At 60.1% G+C, this 16,212-nt stretch carries 15 protein-coding genes and 1 other RNA gene; 5 read left to right on the top strand and 11 right to left on the bottom strand.

From position 1 onward, the window contains the following. Positions 1-311: 311 nt before the first annotated feature. The 8 genes from AB7M32_RS08365 to AB7M32_RS08400 form a co-directional block, all read right to left on the bottom strand. On the bottom strand, positions 312-536 hold the full coding sequence (locus AB7M32_RS08365; protein WP_454249641.1) for an integrase arm-type DNA-binding domain-containing protein: 225 nt from the start codon (positions 534-536) through the stop codon (positions 312-314). Positions 537-719: 183 nt separating this feature from the next. Further along, positions 720-1,116: a transfer-messenger RNA gene (gene ssrA, locus AB7M32_RS08370) on the bottom strand. Between the two features lie 97 nt (positions 1,117-1,213). Further along, positions 1,214-1,495 carry a hypothetical protein gene (locus AB7M32_RS08375; RefSeq protein ID WP_454249642.1) on the bottom strand — a complete coding sequence of 94 codons (282 nt, stop codon included), beginning with the start codon at positions 1,493-1,495 and terminating at the stop codon, positions 1,214-1,216. A gap of 124 nt (positions 1,496-1,619) precedes the next feature. Further along, entirely contained in the window at positions 1,620-4,460 is a 2,841-nt protein-coding gene (locus AB7M32_RS08380; RefSeq protein WP_454249643.1) for an FAD-binding and (Fe-S)-binding domain-containing protein, read from the bottom strand. Further along, positions 4,457-5,128 (bottom strand): LutC/YkgG family protein, encoded by a 672-nt coding sequence (locus AB7M32_RS08385; protein WP_072411341.1) that lies wholly within the window; start codon positions 5,126-5,128, stop codon positions 4,457-4,459. Before AB7M32_RS08385 ends, AB7M32_RS08380 begins: the two co-directional genes overlap by 4 nt. Then, positions 5,125-6,594, bottom strand: a complete 1,470-nt coding sequence (locus AB7M32_RS08390; protein WP_454249644.1) for a LutB/LldF family L-lactate oxidation iron-sulfur protein — start codon at positions 6,592-6,594, stop codon at positions 5,125-5,127. Before AB7M32_RS08390 ends, AB7M32_RS08385 begins: the two co-directional genes overlap by 4 nt. Beyond that, positions 6,591-7,415 carry a (Fe-S)-binding protein gene (locus AB7M32_RS08395; protein ID WP_454249645.1) on the bottom strand — a complete coding sequence of 275 codons (825 nt, stop codon included), beginning with the start codon at positions 7,413-7,415 and terminating at the stop codon, positions 6,591-6,593. Before AB7M32_RS08395 ends, AB7M32_RS08390 begins: the two co-directional genes overlap by 4 nt. Before the next feature lie 150 nt (positions 7,416-7,565). Further along, positions 7,566-9,260 (bottom strand): lactate permease LctP family transporter, encoded by a 1,695-nt coding sequence (locus tag AB7M32_RS08400; RefSeq protein WP_158457381.1) that lies wholly within the window; start codon positions 9,258-9,260, stop codon positions 7,566-7,568. A 263-nt stretch (positions 9,261-9,523) separates the two neighbouring features. Here AB7M32_RS08400 and AB7M32_RS08405 point away from each other — a divergent pair, with 263 nt between their 5' ends. Next, positions 9,524-10,291 (top strand): FCD domain-containing protein, encoded by a 768-nt coding sequence (locus AB7M32_RS08405; protein WP_072411334.1) that lies wholly within the window; start codon positions 9,524-9,526, stop codon positions 10,289-10,291. A 195-nt stretch (positions 10,292-10,486) separates the two neighbouring features. Here the strand turns inward: AB7M32_RS08405 and smpB are convergent, their stop codons facing one another. Continuing rightward, entirely contained in the window at positions 10,487-10,969 is a 483-nt protein-coding gene (gene smpB, locus AB7M32_RS08410; RefSeq protein WP_042730880.1) for an SsrA-binding protein SmpB, read from the bottom strand. 118 nt (positions 10,970-11,087) lie between these two features. Here smpB and AB7M32_RS08415 point away from each other — a divergent pair, with 118 nt between their 5' ends. From AB7M32_RS08415 to AB7M32_RS08425, 3 genes are read left to right on the top strand one after another with little or no spacing between them, the layout of a single operon-like run. Further along, entirely contained in the window at positions 11,088-12,491 is a 1,404-nt protein-coding gene (locus AB7M32_RS08415; RefSeq protein ID WP_072411349.1) for a sodium-dependent transporter, read from the top strand. Between the two features lie 7 nt (positions 12,492-12,498). Next, positions 12,499-12,942 (top strand): type II toxin-antitoxin system RatA family toxin, encoded by a 444-nt coding sequence (locus AB7M32_RS08420; protein ID WP_060739231.1) that lies wholly within the window; start codon positions 12,499-12,501, stop codon positions 12,940-12,942. After that, the gene (locus AB7M32_RS08425) at positions 12,939-13,241 is read left to right on the top strand and encodes an RnfH family protein (RefSeq protein WP_092173262.1); all 303 of its coding nucleotides are present in this window, start codon (positions 12,939-12,941) and stop codon (positions 13,239-13,241) included. Before AB7M32_RS08420 ends, AB7M32_RS08425 begins: the two co-directional genes overlap by 4 nt. 59 nt (positions 13,242-13,300) lie before the next feature. Here AB7M32_RS08425 and AB7M32_RS08430 read toward each other — a convergent pair whose 3' ends face one another. Further along, a complete protein-coding gene (locus AB7M32_RS08430; protein ID WP_072411330.1) occupies positions 13,301-13,828 on the bottom strand; it encodes an outer membrane protein assembly factor BamE in 528 nt (175 codons plus the stop codon). Between the two features lie 97 nt (positions 13,829-13,925). Between AB7M32_RS08430 and fur the strand changes: the two genes are divergently transcribed. Then, a complete protein-coding gene (gene fur, locus AB7M32_RS08435) occupies positions 13,926-14,330 on the top strand; it encodes a ferric iron uptake transcriptional regulator (RefSeq protein ID WP_003197684.1) in 405 nt (134 codons plus the stop codon). A 75-nt stretch (positions 14,331-14,405) separates the two neighbouring features. Here the strand turns inward: fur and recN are convergent, their stop codons facing one another. Further along, positions 14,406-16,079 carry a DNA repair protein RecN gene (gene recN, locus AB7M32_RS08440; protein WP_072411328.1) on the bottom strand — a complete coding sequence of 558 codons (1,674 nt, stop codon included), beginning with the start codon at positions 16,077-16,079 and terminating at the stop codon, positions 14,406-14,408. Positions 16,080-16,212: the final 133 nt, after the last annotated feature.

A 16,212-nucleotide genomic window follows, 5' to 3' on the forward strand; every position in this document is an offset into this window, starting at 1 on the left:
AAGCTACTAAACAAGGGGGTGGCAGCTGTACGCAGGTTAGTAGACCGGGGAACCGAAGAAGCCGGCGCGCCTAAGCGCCCTGCGTACAGCCACCATCAAGAACAGGGGAGGGCCCTGTTTGAGAAGTGCTTGTACGACTTCGATTACCTCGGGCTACTAAACCCGACCACTGATGGGCAGTGGCAGGAACGACAATAAAACCCAGGGACACGGCGCACAAGCAGGCGCATTCTGGCGTAGTTGTAGGCAAAGGCGCAAGGATGCGTAGCTTGATAGATGAGTGTAGGTGACGGCTGTAGGAGAGAGGTTTTCTAGCGAAAGCCTGATACCTTTGACGTGCCGACGGCAACCTGCACGCCTTCGATATCCAGAACGGATAAATACTTGAAAATCTCTTTTTTGGAATTCCATAGCCTTGAACCGTTGGTGCGGACTCGTAGTTGGAGGCCGTTGCCGTCGGTCAGTATGTAGTCCTTGGCTTTGGGTTTTGCGGCTTTGATTTTCAGGTCTGAAAGGCGTGTGGCTTGGGCGCCCATGGGTACTCCAACGCTGTTTGTGTATTCCAAAATTTACCAGCCGCGGGCTTGGAATACGGCTTGGAATACATTTCAAAATGGATCTGCGTGAAGTGCTATGGAGCTCGATGGGGCTGAAACCCCCGTATTTACTGGGTTTCAGGCACAAAAAAAGACGTCCGTGGACGTCTTTAGATGATGAAGTGGTGGAGCCGGGGGGATTTGAACCCCCGTCCGCCAGTACTCTGCTGTCGGTACTACATGCGTAGCCGTGTCTATTAAGTTAACCCTCAGCGACCCGACGGGCAGGGTGCTTTGGGCGAGTTGTGTAAGTTTTAGCCGCTTCGTCCACAACGTACTGCACGGCGATTCCGTTCTATATGACAATCACTTTGGGTTTACGGACATCCCCTAATGATTGCTGGACCCGAAGGTACCAGAAGCTCAGGATCTAAGGCTGCTTACGCAGCGATAGCGAATTCCTGGCCGTAGGTTTCGTCATTGGCAACTATAGAAGTTGCAACAGTGGATTTACGAGTTCTGTTACCAACTCGGCATGCACCTAAAGTTTCGCAACCGGCGTCGAATCCTAAACGGCCCCGAACCTGTCGCTCCATGAAGCGGTTGGAGCGGCAGGCATGTGCAGTGTACGCCAATCTATCTCGGAGGCCAACCCGAAGGTTGGTCTCAGGACATCTTCACTGAGGGTCACCCTTGGTATTGTTCTGAAGCTTTTGGAGGGCCTGGGTGGTTAGGCTGATGCATTCTTCCTTGCCTTCCTCGGTGCCTCTCTTATGTGCCTCCTCGGCTTGGGTTACCGTGGTGTTTAGATCGACCTTGAGGTCTTCGCTCAATTGCTGGGTACTGACGATATCATTTCGGATTTTACTCAGGTTGGTCTCGCACAGGTCCGCGGCAAACACCGGAGAGGCCAACATCGCAGCGGAAATGAACAAGCCAGCAAGTGCGGTGCGCTTCATGTGTATCTCCTTAAACGTATGGTCTCGGTGCCGCTGGACAGTCGCGGCCGGGCCGAGTCGGTAGATGGCCCAGCGGAACCGGGCCTATTCAAGTGACTACAACGAAGCGCAGGAATTCGATTTTTTAACCTGATGCCGGAAGAGCCTCTTCCTTGGTGGCGGCTTTGGGGTGTGTCACCCGGTCCACCAGATACACCAATCCGTGATAGTCGATTTCGCCATGGCGCGTCAGACCGATCTCACACGTACGGCTGGTGGAAATGCCCTCGGTGCAGTATTGAACCGCGTCCTTGAGGGTTCGCAGTGAGTGGGCGTTGAGCTCCGGCGTGGTGAAGCCCTTGTCGCCGGCGAAACCGCAGCAATGGATGCCTTCAGGGATGACCACGTTTTTACTGCATTTGCGCGCCAGGTCGATCAGCGCCTGGCTTTCGCCGAGGTGTTGCGTGCTGCAGGTGACGTGCACGGCGATGGGCGCCTCCTGGGGGATGAAGTCGAGACGCTCCATCAAATGGGTACGGATGAAGCGCACCGGGTCATACAGGTCCAGGCGCACGTCACCAAGGTTTTGGACCAACCGTAGCGTGCAGGGGCTGGTGTCGCAGTAGATGGGGTCGAGCCCGCCGCGACTGGCGTGCAGCAAGGCACCGATCAGTTCCTGGCGCTTGTGCTCGGCCTGTTCTGTGTAGCCTTTGGAAGCAAAGGGTTGGCCGCAGCAGAGGCTGTCCACATTGTCTGGAAAGACCACCTGGTAGCCGGCCTTTTCCAGCAGGCCGCGGGTCTTGTCGTACAGCGACATCTGCTCCTTGTCCGCCGCCGTCGGGCCCATGACCCGCGACACGCACGCCGCCAGGTACACCACTCTCGGGCGTTCGTCCGGCACGGTGGGGCTGAAACGGATGGCCTTTTCCGGCTGAGGCATGGCGTGGGTCCATTGCGGCACCTGGCCCTTGGACAGGCGCGTCAACGAGGTCGACAGTTTCGCCAGGCGGGGAGCCCCGAGCAACATCCGCGCGCCATTTGCGATGTGCAGGGCAAAGCGTGCGCCTTGCAGCGTGGTGGCGAAGTTTCCTTCAATCCAGTTGGCGGTTTTCATCTTCGTCGCGTCACGGCTGCGCAGTTTTTTCACCAGCTCGCCGGTATTGATGCCTACCGGGCAACGTTGCGCACACAGGCCCGTGGCGGCGCAGGTGTCGATGCCCTGGTATTGGTAGGCATGTTCCAGTTCGGTAGTGTCCGTGCCGGCGCGTTTTTTCGCCTGGATATCCCGCCAGATGACGATGCGCTGGCGCGGGCTCAAGGTCAGGTCTTTGGACGGGCACACCGGCTCGCAGAAGCCGCATTCGATGCACTTGTCCACGATCTCATCGGCGGCCGGCAGGGGCTTGAGGTGCTTGAGGTGGATCTGCGGATCTTCGCTGAGCACAACGTCCGGATTGAGGATGCCATTGGGGTCGAGCAGTCGTTTGAGCTGCCACATCAACTGGTAGGCATCACTGCCCCATTCCAGCTCGACGAACGGCGCCATGTTGCGCCCGGTGCCGTGTTCGGCTTTCAGCGAGCCGCCGAATTCCACGGCCACCAAGTGCGCCACGTCATCCATGAACGCCTGGTAGCGTGCGACTTCTTCGGCGCTGTTGAAGCCCTGGGTGAAGACAAAATGCAGATTGCCTTCCAGCGCGTGTCCGAAAAGGATCGCTTCGTCGTAGTGATGTTTGTCGAACAACTCGATCAGGCGGTTCACGCCGAGGGCCAGTTGCTCCACTGGAAAGGTCACGTCTTCGATGATCACCGTGGTTCCGGTTTTGCGTACCGCCCCCACGGCTGGAAAGGTGTCTTTGCGGATCGCCCAGAGCCGGGCGTTTTCCCGTGGGTCTTCGGTAAAGTCGACCTGTTTTTCCACCGGGAAACCGGCCAGGGATGTCATGATCCGGGCCAGCTGTTCTTGTAGTAACGACGAGGAAGCCGCGCGGGATTCGATCAGCAAGGCGCAGGCATTTATCGACAGATGCTGTACGAAGTCCGGCATGCCCGGTTTGTCCTGCACTGAGCGCAGGCTGCGGCGGTCCAGCAGTTCCACGGCCGATACCGGCTGGCTTTTCAGCACGGTGACGGCGTTGCAGCAGGTTTCCACATCCGGGAATACGATCAGCGCCGACGCCTTGTTAGGATGGTCGATGACGGTGTTGTAGGTCACCGCACTGATGAAGCCGAGGGTACCTTCGGAGCCCACCAACAGGTGGCTCAAGATATCCACAGGCTCGTCGAAATCCACCAGGGCGTTGAGTGACAGGCCGGTGGTATTTTTCAGACGGTATTTGTGACGAATTCGGGCGGCCAATTCGGTGTTGGCGCGGGTTTCGCGACCGAGGGTGGCGAGGCGTTCCAGCAGTTCGCCATGGCTTGTACGAAAAGCCGCCACGCTGTTGTCGTCTTCGGTGTCCAGGCGTGTGCCATCGGCCAGTACCAGGCGGATGCCGGCCAGGGTGTGATAGGTGTTCTGCGCGGTGCCGCAGCACATGCCGCTGGCGTTATTGGCGACGATGCCGCCGATCTTGCAGGCGTTGATCGACGCTGGGTCTGGGCCGATCTTGCGCCCGAACGGGGCCAGCCAGGCGTTGGCCTGGGCGCCGATCACGCCGGGTTGCAAACGAATCTGTGTGCCTTGCTCGCGAATCTCGCGACCGTTCCAGTTATCCCCCAGCACAATCAGCACCGAGTCGCTGATGGCTTGGCCGGACAGGCTGGTGCCGGCGGCGCGGAACGTGACCGGGACCTGATCCCGTTGGGCAAGTTTCAGCAGGGCAATCACTTCATCTTCGGACTCGACGCGTACCACCAGTTTCGGAATCAGCCGATAAAAACTGGCGTCGGTGCCGAAGGCCAAGGTCGACAAGGGATCGTCGAAACGGCGTTTTTGTGGGATCAGCTGTTGGACGTCGCGCAGGAAAGGGGCCGGAAGGGTCATTGGTCCTCCAGAATCAAGACCACCAGATCCTTCGGACCATGGGCGCCATAAGCCAGGACTTGTTCGATGTCGGCGGTTTTCGACGGGCCGGACACCAGCAGGGCATTGGTGGGCATGCCTTGGGCCCATTCGAACTCCTGTTGCACTTCATAAAAGTTGTCGCGGATCTCGCTGGCCTTGAGCAGGGCGAAATGCACCGGCGGGACCAGGCTCATCAGCCGTGGCTCTTCCCGCGTAGGCCAGAGAATCAGGCTGCCGGTGGCGGCGATGGCGCCGAGGGTTCCGGTGAGGCTGGCCGGGGTGTCGTTGAACAACTCGGCTTTCCATTCCTCTATGGGTCGGTCGTAAGCCTTGAGAGTTGGCAGGTCCGGATTGTTCGCCCAGAACTGTGCGATTTTTTTCCCGTGTGCGGTGGTCGGGGCGATGAGCAGGCTCGGCAATTGACGGTCGCGCAGCAATTGCGCGAGCAGGGCCGGCCAGCCGTCCTCGGACGTCAGATGGATTTCCGTGTGGACCGCCTCCATCAGCTTGCGCAATTGCGGGATACGTTCCTCGGGTGCATAGCGATAGGTTTGCGTCACCAGTTCGACATCGAAATTGTCGGCAACGGGTGTGGCGCCCGTCAGGCTTTTACGCAGCTTGGCGAGGATATTGTTCTTGGCGCTCATCGGCGGTCTCCCTGCTGGTTCAGGTGTTCGCGAGCCAGGTCATGCAACGAGCGGGCGGCGGGTTGGGGGGCGCTGTGGTTCTGGGTCCATGGGCCGAGGTTTTTCGGGGTCAGGGCGCGCAAGCGCGTGGCGAGGAACCCGAACACTCGGTACAGCCGCGGCGAGCTGTTGAGCCAGGCCCAGGCATTCCAGATGAAACGCTCCTTGGGCGAGTATTTACTGCCCTGGCCGCGCATCACCTGGTTAGGGCTATCCGGTGCCTTGACGTTCTCTTCCCGCAGCCGCCGCAGCAGCGCGGGGATCGGAATCTTCACCGGACACACTTCACCGCAGGCGCCGCACAGCGAAGACGCGCTCGGGTGGTCCGGCACCTTGGCCAGGCCGACCATGTGCGGCGTGATGATTTTTCCGATAGGCCCCGGGTACACCTCGCCGTAGGCATGGCCGCCGATTCGGGTATAGACCGGGCAATGATTCATACAGGCGCCGCAGCGAATGCAGTTCAGCGTCTGGCGCAGTTCGCTGTCGGCAAACGCCTGGCTGCGACCGTTATCGAGCAGGACCAGGTGGACTTCCTGGGGGCCGTCCAGCTCATCGGCCTTGCGTGGCCCGGAGATCATGTTGACGTAGGTCGTGATGGGCTGGCCGAGAGCCGAGCGGGTCAGCAGCGAGAGCAGCGGCACGACATCGCGCAGGTTCTCCACCACTTTTTCGATGCCGGTCACGGCGATGTGCACTGGCGGTACGGTGGTGGACATCCGGCCGTTGCCTTCGTTTTCCACCAGCAGCAGCGTGCCGGTTTCGGCGACGGCGAAGTTGACGCCGGAGACGCCGATGTCGGCTTCGAAGAACTTCTGGCGCAATACCTTGCGGCCGATCTGAATGAGTTGGTCGACGTCCTTGGTGTACTCCACGCCGAGTTTGTCGTGGAACAAGGACGCGACCTGACCGGCATTCTTGTGGATCGCCGGCATAATGATGTGTGAAGGCTTCTCGTGGTCGAGCTGGACGATGTATTCCCCCATGTCGGATTCGAGACATTCAATGTCCCGAGCCTCGAGGAAATGGTTCATCTCCATCTCTTCGCTGACCATCGATTTGCCCTTGATCACTTGCCGCGCCTCGTGAGCGCGGATGATCGAGAGGACGATGCCATTGGCTTCGTCCACCGTCTCCGCCCAGTGCACGTGCACACCGTTGCGGGTCAGGTTGGTTTCAAGTCGCTCGAGCAGGTCGGGCAGCTTGGATAACGCACGGGCGCGGACGGCATTGCCCAGCACCCGCAGGTGTTCTCGTTCGTGGGCATCGCTGAAGGACGCTGCCCGCTTGGTCATCAGTGAATCCATCGCGCTGCGAAAGTTGTTTCGCAGTTGCGTGTCGTCCAGGGCCTTGTGGGCCCGGGCGCGAAAATCTTCCTGCGCCTCAATCGGTACTTCAACGGTCGGGATCAGCGTCGGCGTGCTCATGCGGCACCTCCGGTACGCTGCCAGAGGAAACTCGCCAGGTGTTTGCCGCGCAACGCCTCCTGCTGTTTTTCCAGCGCGCCGTTGATGTTCATCAAGCAACCGCAGTCGGCGCTGACGACCTCATGTGCGCCGGATTCCTTCAGCGCCCGGGTCTTGTCGGCCACCATCGCGCCGGAAATATCCGGCATGCGAACGCTGAACGTCCCACCAAACCCACAGCACTCGCTTTCGTGGCTGTGTTCGACTCGCTCCACGTTACGCAACTGCGCCAACAACGCGCGGCCGTGCAAGTGGGTATTCATCTCACGCCGTGCCGAGCAAGACGTATGCAGCGCGACCTTCACCGGCTCGCCGTTGTCGTTCAACCGCACCTTGCAGACCAGCAGCAGGAACTCGGCCAGTTCATAGGTCCGGGCCGCCAGGGCCTGCACCTGTTTGAGGGTTTCCGGCTCGTCCTTGAACAGGTCGGCGTAATGCTCGCGCAGCATGCCGGCGCAGGAACCCGAGGGCACCACCACCGGATAGTCTTCGGCAAACAGGGCCAGTTGCGCCCGTGCCACCGTCCGCGCCTGCTCGGTGTAGCCCGAGGTATAGGCCGGTTGTCCGCAGCAACTTTGCCCTTGCGGGTAGTCCACCCGGATCCCTTCGCGCTCCAGCAGATGAATCGCATCCATCCCGGCTTCGGGATAGAACAGGTCCACCACGCAGGTGCCGAACAGGTAGACCCGACGCGGCTTCTCGCTGGGGTACTGCCGAGGCTCGGCCAAGGGCGGGGCGACACGGGTCGCGTTCGGTACGGCGTTGTAAAAAAGCTCGCTCATCAGGCGTGTCTCCGGGTGGTCCCGGTTATCCGTCCGCTGAGGCTGCTGAATATAGCCAGGAAATCTTTCAGCAGCCTTGCAGACCCGGTTGTGAATAGCAGACGCCGAATCACGGTTCGGCGTCGGTTTTTCCAGTATTGCGTGTAGGACTCAATGAACCAGCATGCCGGTGAACCAGTAGGCCTGGGCCAACGTGATCAGGCCGACAATCGTTGCAAAGAATAGGCTGTGTTTGAGGGTGAAACGGAACAGATCCGATTCCTTGCCCACCAGCCCGGTCGCGGCGCAGGCCACCGCGATCGATTGTGGCGAAATCATCTTGCCGGTCACGCCGCCGCTGGTGTTGGCCGCGACGAGCAGGGTGTCGTTGACGCCGATCTGGTGCGCGGTGGTGGCTTGCAGCGAGCTGAACAGCGCGTTGGATGAGGTATCGGAACCGGTCAGGAACACGCCCAGCCAACCCAGGAACGGCGAGAAGAACGGGAACGCCGCGCCCGTACCGGCCAGTACCAGGGCCATGGTCGACGACATGCCCGAGTAGTTGGTGACGAAGGCGAAGGCCAGCACCATGCCGATGGACAGGATCGGCCAGCGCAGCTCGAAAAGCGTCTCTTTAAAAGTGGTAAGACCAGTCTTGAGGTTGATTTTCAGTACCAGCATCGAGATCAACGCGGAGAAGAAAATCGCCGTGCCGGTGGCGGAAATCGGATCAAGCTTGAACACAGCCGGGATGGCGGTGGGGTTGATCACGATGGGGGCGACCTTGATCACCATCTGGTCCAGGTGCGGGATGGCGAAGTTGAACACCCAGCCGTACATCGAGCCGCCCGCGGCGAACATGGCCTTGAACGGCTTGAGGGTCCAGATCGTCACCAGCACGGTCAGGATCAGGAACGGTGACCAGGCCTTGATGATTTCCCCCAGGCTATAGGGCGAAGCCACGGTGCTGCGCGGCTGGCCGAAACCGCCGACACTGGCGATGACCGCTGCGCTGGAAGTCGCGCCGGCAATCTGGGCGCCAGCGGTGCGCTTGGGCTGCCAGACTTTCAGGAACAATGTCAGGGAAATCAGGCTGGCCAGGGCTGAGGTGATGTCCGGCAGTTCCGGGCCGATGAAGTTGGAGGTGAAGTACTGGGTGATGGCGAAGCTCAAACCTGCCACCAGCGCTGCTGGCCAGGTTTCCCGCACGCCGCGCAGGCCGTCCATCATGAACACCAGCCAGAACGGCACGAACAGCGACAACAGGGGCAGTTGACGACCGGTCATGGCGCCGATCTTGAAGGCATCGATCCCAGTGACCTGGCCGGCCACGATGATCGGAATGCCCAGGGCGCCGAACGCCACCGGAGCGGTGTTGGCGATCAGGCACAGGCCCGCGGCGTACAGGGGGTTGAAGCCCAGGCCGACCAGCAGCGCGGCGGTGATCGCCACCGGAGCACCGAAGCCGGCGGCTCCTTCCAGGAATGCGCCGAAGCAGAAACCGATCAACAGCACTTGCAGGCGTTGGTCATCGGTAATCGACAGCACCGAGCTGCGAATCACCTCGAACTGGCCGCTCTTGACGGTCAGTTTGTAGAGAAACACCGCGGCGACGATGATCCAGGCGATGGGCCACAGGCCGTAGGCAAAGCCATAGCCGGCGGCGGCGAAGGCCATGTCTGCGGGCATGTTGAACGCGAAAATCGCCACGGCAATCGCCAGGGCCAAGGTGATGCTGCCGGCCACATGGCCCTTAAGGCGAAATACCGCCAAGGCCAGGAAGAAAAATACGATGGGAATAACAGCCGCGAGTGCGGACAAGCCGAGGCTGCCGAGCGGGCTATAGAGCTGTTGCCAGGTTTGCATCATGGGTGGGCCCCTAATTGTTGTTGGTCAGGCACTGGTCAGCGGGTTTGGTTAATTGGTAATACCAATTTACAAGCGCTGTTGGCTAGGGTAAAAGCCTTGGTTGTCGTGTGTCAATTTGCCGCCCTGAAACTTTCGTCGAATAAGCGGTGCAGAGGGCATCTGATCCGTTCGAACAAATGGTTTTTGGTGGGTGTGGGCGCGGCCCGGATGGGCCAGAATAGAGAGCCCGGCGAGCCGTCGGGATCGTGGAGAGTTGAGTTATGGGGTTTGATCAGATTCGTCAGCGCCGTTTGTCTGACGATATTGTCGAGCGGCTTGAAGGCATGATCCTCGAGGGCACGCTGAAGTCCGGCGAGCGCCTGCCGGCCGAACGGACCCTGGCCGAACAGTTCGGCGTGTCACGTCCTTCGTTGCGCGAGGCGATCCAGAAATTGGCCGCCAAGGGCTTGCTCGTCAGTCGCCAGGGCGGTGGTAACTATGTGGTCGAGTCACTGGGCTCGACCTTCAGCGATCCGCTGCTGCAACTGCTGGAAAGCAATCCCGAAGCGCAACGTGACTTGCTGGAGTTCCGCCACACCCTGGAGGCTTCCTGTGCGTACTACGCGGCACAACGGGCCACGGATGTGGATCGCGAGCGGCTGACGGCAGCCTTCGACGAGCTGCAGGATTGTTACTCGCGCCACGACGAGGTCAGCCGGGCGGAGGAGGGTGCGGCAGATGCCCGGTTCCATCTGGCGATCGCCGAGGCCAGTCATAACGCAGTCTTGCTGCACACCATTCGCGGCTTGTTCGACCTGCTCAAGCGCAACGTCGTCACCAACATCGGCGGCATGTACAAACAGCGCAGTGAAACCCGCGACATGCTGATCAGCCAGCACCGGGAATTGTACCAAGCCATTATGGACGGGCACGCCGAACAGGCGCGGGAAGTGTCCAGCCGACATATCTTGTACGTGCAGGAAGTCCTGGAAGAGGTGCGTCAGGAGGTGCAGCGGGTGGCGCGGGCGGAGCGGCGCAAGGGGATGTGAGCGTGTTTGCGAAGCTTGTGGGAGCGAGCTTGCTCGCGAAAGCGGTCAGTCTGATCCATCAATGCTGAATGAGTCGACGCCATCGCGAGCAAGCTCGCTCCCACAATTGGATCTTCGGTGAACGCAGGGTTTGCGTATCGCCGTGATCCTGTGGGAGCGAGCTTGCTCGCGATAGCGGTCCCAAGGACGAAAGAATCAGTCTTCCTTGCCCTTGTTGCGCACGGCACGCTGCAGCTCGCGGCCGGCGTCGCGTTCGCGCTCGGTATCGCGCTTGTCGTACTCCTTCTTGCCCTTGCCCAGGGCAATTTCGCACTTGATCAGGTGCTTGCTCCAGTACAACGACGTGCAGACGCAGGTGTAGCCCTTCTGCTGCACGGAGGCGAAGAGCTTTTCCAGCTCGCGCTTGTTGAGCAGCAGCTTGCGCGAGCGCACCGGGTCGGCAATCACGTGGGTGCTGGCGGTGGTCAGCGGCGTGATATGACTGCCCAGCAGCCAGGCCTCGCCGTCCTTGAGCAGCACGTAGCTGTCGACCAGTTGCGCCTTGCCGGCACGCAAGCTCTTTACTTCCCAGCCGGCCAGGACCATGCCAGCCTCGAAACGCTGTTCGATGAAGTAATCGTGTCGCGCCTTTTTATTTTGCGCGATGGTCCCTGTGGGGTGTTTCTTCTGTTTAGCCATAGGGGCGGCATTATAGGCAGTTGCGGGCGTGTCGGCTACGGTGAACCTGCGTGCTTGAGCACGTTGAGTGAATCCCGGACAATGCGGCCTCTTTTTTGAACGCTTGGGCGTGATCACGATGTCGACAGACAAGGTTTCTGTCCACGGCAGTTGGGCTAGCCGCTGGGTCTTCATACTCGCGGCGACCGGTTCTGCCGTGGGGCTGGGTAGTATCTGGAAGTTTCCGTACATGGTCGGCGTCTACGGTGGCGGCGCCTTCGTATTGATGTTCCTGGCGTGCATCGCGCTGATCGGCGCACCGGTGATGTTGGCCGAGACCCTGATCGGGCGTCGGGCCCGGCAAAGCCCGGCCAATGCCCTGAAGGTACTGGCGGTAGAGGCTGGCCATTCGACCAAGTGGTCGTGGGGCGCCTTCGCCGGGATGATCACGGCGCTGTTGATCCTGTCTTTCTATAGCGTGGTCGGTGGCTGGTCCCTGGACTACATCATCGACATGGGGCGCGGGGATTTCCAAGGGGCCACGCCGGACCAGGTGGGCGCCTACTTCGGCAATGTGATCGCCGATCCCTGGAGGCTGACCCTCTGGCACACGATCTTCATGGTCCTCTCGGCGGTGGTGATTGCCCGGGGCGTGGTGGCCGGACTAGAGCGCAGTCTGCGGATCATGATGCCGTTGCTGTTCGTGATGATCCTGGTGCTGCTGGGCTACAGCATGACCACCGGGCATTTCATGGAGGGCGTGCATTTCATGTTCGATTTCCAGCCGGAGAAAGTCCTGGACGGCCTGCTGCCGGCCATGGGGCATGCGTTCTTCTCCCTGAGCGTCGGGGTCGGTTCGATCATGATCTACGGCGCCTACATGCCCAAGAACGCCTCCCTGACCCGAACCGTCTTTGGCGTCGCGCTGCTGGACACTTTCGTGTCGTTGCTGGCGGGGGTGGCATTGTTTCCAATTGTGTTCGCCGCTGGCCTGAACCCCAGCGAGGGGCCGGGGTTGATGTTTGTCAGCCTGCCCTTCGCCTTCGGCAGCATGGCTTTCGGCCAAGTGATGGGCGTGGTGTTTTTTGTGCTGGTGGCCATCGCGGCCTGGAGTTCGGCCATTTCCCTGTTGGAACCCATGGTGGCTTACCTGGTCGAGCGGACCCGCATCAGCCGCGCCTGGGTGACTTTCTGGCTGGCTTTCACTTGCTGGTTTGTCGGCCTGGGTACGGTGTTTTCCTTCAATATATGGAAGCAAGCGAAGTTTTTCGTGAACGAAGGTGGGCTGTTCCATCTCTATCAGTGGGGGGCGACCGGAGGGCTGGATTTCTTCGGCGTGATTGATTTCTTCACATCACGGATCATGCTGCCATTGGGTGGTTTGTGTTTCGTGGTGTTTGCAGGATGGGTCATGGGGCGTGAAGCGGTGCGTGATGAACTGTCGCTGCGCAGCCCGGTGTTGTTTGCCTTGAGCCTGTTCTTGATGCGCTATGTGGCGCCCATCGGCATTCTCGTAGTGTTTGCCGCCCAGCTGTGGAAGTGACGCTTACATGACGACACATATTCAACGCTCGGCCTTGCTGCCTTACCCGGCGCAGGCGCTGTATGACCTGGTCAACGATGTGGCGAGCTACCCGGAGTTCTTGCCGTGGTGTTCATCCGCCGAGGTGCTGGAAAGCTCCGAAACCCAGATGCGCGCCAGCCTCAACATAGCCAAGAGTGGCTTGAGCCAGCGTTTCGTCACGCGTAATACGCTGGTGCCGGGGCAGTCTATCGAAATGAACCTCGAAGAGGGGCCTTTCAATCAGCTCCACGGCGTCTGGGTGTTCAAGCCGTTAGGTGAAAAGGCCTGCAAGATCAGCCTGGACCTGTCGTTCGACTACGCCGGTCCGCTGGTGCGAGCGACGTTGGGGCCGCTGTTCAATCAGGCCGCCAATACGCTGGTTGACGCGTTCTGCCAGCGGGCCAAGCAGAATGCAGAGCTCAAGCGTTGATTGAGATAGAAGTGGTGTATGCCGCGGTGGACCGCCAGGTCTTGCGCACGTGTGTGGTGCAGGAAGGTACCAGTGTTCGCGCGGCACTGCTGGGCTCGGGGATTGCCGATGCATTCCCGGAGCTGGACCTGGCGACGTGCCCGGTGGGGATTTTTGGCAAGGTGGTTGCCGATCCGGCTAATCAGGTGGTGCAAGCGGCGGATCGATTGGAGATTTATCGACCTTTGTTGGCTGATCCGAAGGAAATTCGTCGCCTGCGCGCGGCCAAGGCAGCCCTGGCGCGACAATCGGAGCAATGACCTGGCCTGAATCGCAGGCAATAAAAAACCCGGCATGCCGGGTTTTTTCATGTCGCAATTTATTGCGGCGAGGTATCCAGCGGCTCTGGCGTCGGGACCGGTACGGTCTCGACGTTGTCCACGTCCTTCTGGATCTGGTCCAGTAGGGAACCTGGCTTGGCCGGTTTTTCCGGTTTCGGCTGTTCGGCATTCTGGGTCGGATCGGTCACGGTGGTGCCGCTCTCCTTACCCATGATGGCCTCGTCGCGGCTCACGCCAGGCATGAAATCGCCAGACAGGCTGACGAGCTGGTCATCAGGGCTGAAGATAACGCTGATGCGTTCCTGTTGGCGCTCACCGCCGCCTGGCTGCAAGCTGTACAGATAATCCCAGCGATCGGCATGGAACGTGTCGGTCAGCAGAGGGTTACCCATGATAAACCGTACTTGCCGGCGGGTCATTCCCGGGCGTAACTGGTCTATCATGTCCTGCGTGACGACATTGCCCTGCTGGATGTCGATTTTGTAAACCCCGGGGAATGAACAACCGGCGAGTGCGAGCAGTCCCACAAAGGTGAAACTGGTTAGCAAGAGCTTGGTGTTTTGCATCGGTGGGCGACTTCCACTATCTTGGCTGGGACAACGTAAACGCCGATCATACCCGCATTAAGAGAAGCTGCGAAGCAGCATCGCGAGAAAGCTGACCATGGTTGAAAATAGCGAACTACGCAAAGCCGGCCTCAAAGTGACCCTGCCACGGGTCAAGATTCTACAAATGCTCGATTCCGCAGAGCAACGCCACATGAGTGCCGAGGATGTCTACAAGGCGCTTATGGAGGCTGGCGAGGACGTCGGTCTGGCCACGGTTTACCGTGTTCTGACCCAGTTCGAGGCAGCTGGCCTTGTGGTGCGACACAACTTCGACGGAGGCCATGCGGTCTTCGAGCTGGACGATGGAAAGCATCACGACCATATGGTCAACGTCGAGACCAGTGAGGTCATCGAATTCTTCGACGAAGAAATCGAGCGGCTGCAGAAAGCAATTGTCGACAAGTATGGTTTCGAGATGGTTGATCACAATCTTGTACTGTACGTACGCAAGAAAAAGTAAGCATGTCGCGCGGACTTGAGGTTCGCGAAACGAACGAAGGCGACCTCAGGGTCGCCTTCGTGCTTTCTGTCGCTCTCAGATTTTCGCGGTAACAACCATTTTTTTCGCGTGGGCCAGGGATTCCTTGGTGAGGTCGATACCCCCGAGCATTCGCGCCACTTCTTCCACCCGCTCGTTTTTGTTGAGTTTGGACACGGCGGTGCGAGTAGCGTCCTCGCCACGCACTTTGTGCACGAATAAATGCTGGTGGCCCTGGGCGGCGACCTGGGGCAGGTGAGTGACGGTCAGCACCTGGCCGCGTTCCCCCAGTCGGCGCAGCAGTTGGCCGACAATTTCCGCGGTTGGGCCACCGATGCCCACGTCCACTTCGTCGAATACCAGTGTCGGCACACGGGAGGTCTGCGCGGTGATGACCTGGATGGCCAGGCTGATTCGCGACAACTCACCGCCGGAGGCGACCTTGGCCAGGCCCTTGAGCGGTTGCCCGGGGTTGGCGCTGACCAGCAGTTCCACCTGTTCCAGTCCATTGGGTTGGAGCTCGTCACCGGCATTGGGGCGCAATTCGATGGTGAAGCGTCCGCCCGGCATGCCCAGGCGCTGGATTTCCTGCTCCACGGCACTGGCCAGTCCTGTCGCAGCCTGGCGCCGCAGTTCACTGAGCTCCTTGGCCTTTTCCTGGTAATGACGGGCATAAGAAGCCAGTTCGTCCCCCAGACGCTCGATGGATTCATCGTTGGCGTTCAGGGTTTCCAGTTCTTCCAGCAGGCGCTGCTGGAGTTCGGCAACGTCGGTCGGCTGGATGCGGTGCTTGCGCGCCAGCGTATAGATGGTGTCCAGGCGCTCTTCCAAGTACTGCAGGCGCGCCGGGTCGGCATCAAAATGATCGAGGAAGCGGTTCAGTTCCCCAACGGCTTCCTCGACCTGGATCTGCGCGCTCGTCAGCAGGTTGGTCGCTTCGTTCAGGGCGCCCACCGAATTGTTCACGCTGGAGAGTCGGTTCAGGCTCGCTGTCAGGGCGTTGAGCACATTGCCCGAATCGCTCTCGCTGCATTGTTCGACCACCTGGCGGCAGATGCCCAGCAGGGTTTCGGCGTTGGTCAGGTTCTTGTGTTCCTGCTCCAGTTCTTCCAGTTCGTTTTCACCCAGGGACAGGTTTTCCAGTTCTTCGAGCTGGTAGCTCAATAGCTGGTGACGGGCACGTTGTTCGTCGCCGGAGTTGGAAAGGCGATCGAGCTCCTGCCGGGTCTGGCGCCAGCGTTGGGCGGCCAGTTGGACTTGTCGGGCCAGGTCGGTGGCGCCGGCGTATTCATCCAGCAGGCGACGATGGGTATCGGTCTTGAGCAGGGATTGGTGTTCATGCTGGCTGTGGATGTCGATCAGCAGTTCGCCGAGGGCCTTGAGATCGCCCAGGGGGCAGGGCGTGCCGTTGATGTAGCCTCGGGAGCGGCCTTCGGCGGTGATGACTCGGCGCAAAATGCACAGGCCGTCGGTGTCCAGGTCGCGTTCGGCCAGCCAGGCGCTGGCCTCGGGGATGTCGACCAGGTCGAACGTCGCCAGGATGTCGGCCTTGTCCGCTCCGGGGCGCACCACGCCGCTGTCGGCGCGGTCGCCCAGCGTCAGGCCCAGGGCGTCGAGCATGATCGACTTGCCCGCGCCGGTTTCACCGGTGATCACGCTCATGCCTCGATCGAGTTCGAGGTCGAGATGTTCGACGATGGCGTAGTTGTGTACGGACAGGTGCACCAGCATAAGGCCGCTCCCAGGCTTTAGGTCTGGTTATTTATACAGTGTTTTGTTTCGGCCTGACAATGCCTGCGCTTAGCTCGATTTGCTTGGGAAAGTGATTTTCTTAGCGCTGCGAGGAATGATTATGCAGCTGCTT

It is taken from the genome of Pseudomonas sp. R151218B TE3479, from assembly GCF_053629195.1.

What these genes read in the sequence shown, in the direction of transcription:
- AB7M32_RS08420 (WP_060739231.1), top strand. Translation starts at nt 12,499, where the DNA reads ATGACGACACATATTCAACGCTCGGCCTTGCTGCCTTACCCGGCGCAG.
- AB7M32_RS08385 (WP_072411341.1), bottom strand. Translation starts at nt 5,128, where the DNA reads ATGAGCGCCAAGAACAATATCCTCGCCAAGCTGCGTAAAAGCCTGACG.
- AB7M32_RS08380 (WP_454249643.1), bottom strand. Translation starts at nt 4,460, where the DNA reads ATGACCCTTCCGGCCCCTTTCCTGCGCGACGTCCAACAGCTGATCCCA.
- AB7M32_RS08395 (WP_454249645.1), bottom strand. Translation starts at nt 7,415, where the DNA reads ATGAGCGAGCTTTTTTACAACGCCGTACCGAACGCGACCCGTGTCGCC.
- AB7M32_RS08405 (WP_072411334.1), top strand. Translation starts at nt 9,524, where the DNA reads ATGGGGTTTGATCAGATTCGTCAGCGCCGTTTGTCTGACGATATTGTC.
- recN (WP_072411328.1), bottom strand. Translation starts at nt 16,079, where the DNA reads ATGCTGGTGCACCTGTCCGTACACAACTACGCCATCGTCGAACATCTC.
- fur (WP_003197684.1), top strand. Translation starts at nt 13,926, where the DNA reads ATGGTTGAAAATAGCGAACTACGCAAAGCCGGCCTCAAAGTGACCCTG.
- AB7M32_RS08415 (WP_072411349.1), top strand. Translation starts at nt 11,088, where the DNA reads ATGTCGACAGACAAGGTTTCTGTCCACGGCAGTTGGGCTAGCCGCTGG.
- smpB (WP_042730880.1), bottom strand. Translation starts at nt 10,969, where the DNA reads ATGGCTAAACAGAAGAAACACCCCACAGGGACCATCGCGCAAAATAAA.
- AB7M32_RS08400 (WP_158457381.1), bottom strand. Translation starts at nt 9,260, where the DNA reads ATGCAAACCTGGCAACAGCTCTATAGCCCGCTCGGCAGCCTCGGCTTG.
- AB7M32_RS08375 (WP_454249642.1), bottom strand. Translation starts at nt 1,495, where the DNA reads ATGAAGCGCACCGCACTTGCTGGCTTGTTCATTTCCGCTGCGATGTTG.
- AB7M32_RS08390 (WP_454249644.1), bottom strand. Translation starts at nt 6,594, where the DNA reads ATGAGCACGCCGACGCTGATCCCGACCGTTGAAGTACCGATTGAGGCG.
- AB7M32_RS08430 (WP_072411330.1), bottom strand. Translation starts at nt 13,828, where the DNA reads ATGCAAAACACCAAGCTCTTGCTAACCAGTTTCACCTTTGTGGGACTG.
- AB7M32_RS08365 (WP_454249641.1), bottom strand. Translation starts at nt 536, where the DNA reads ATGGGCGCCCAAGCCACACGCCTTTCAGACCTGAAAATCAAAGCCGCA.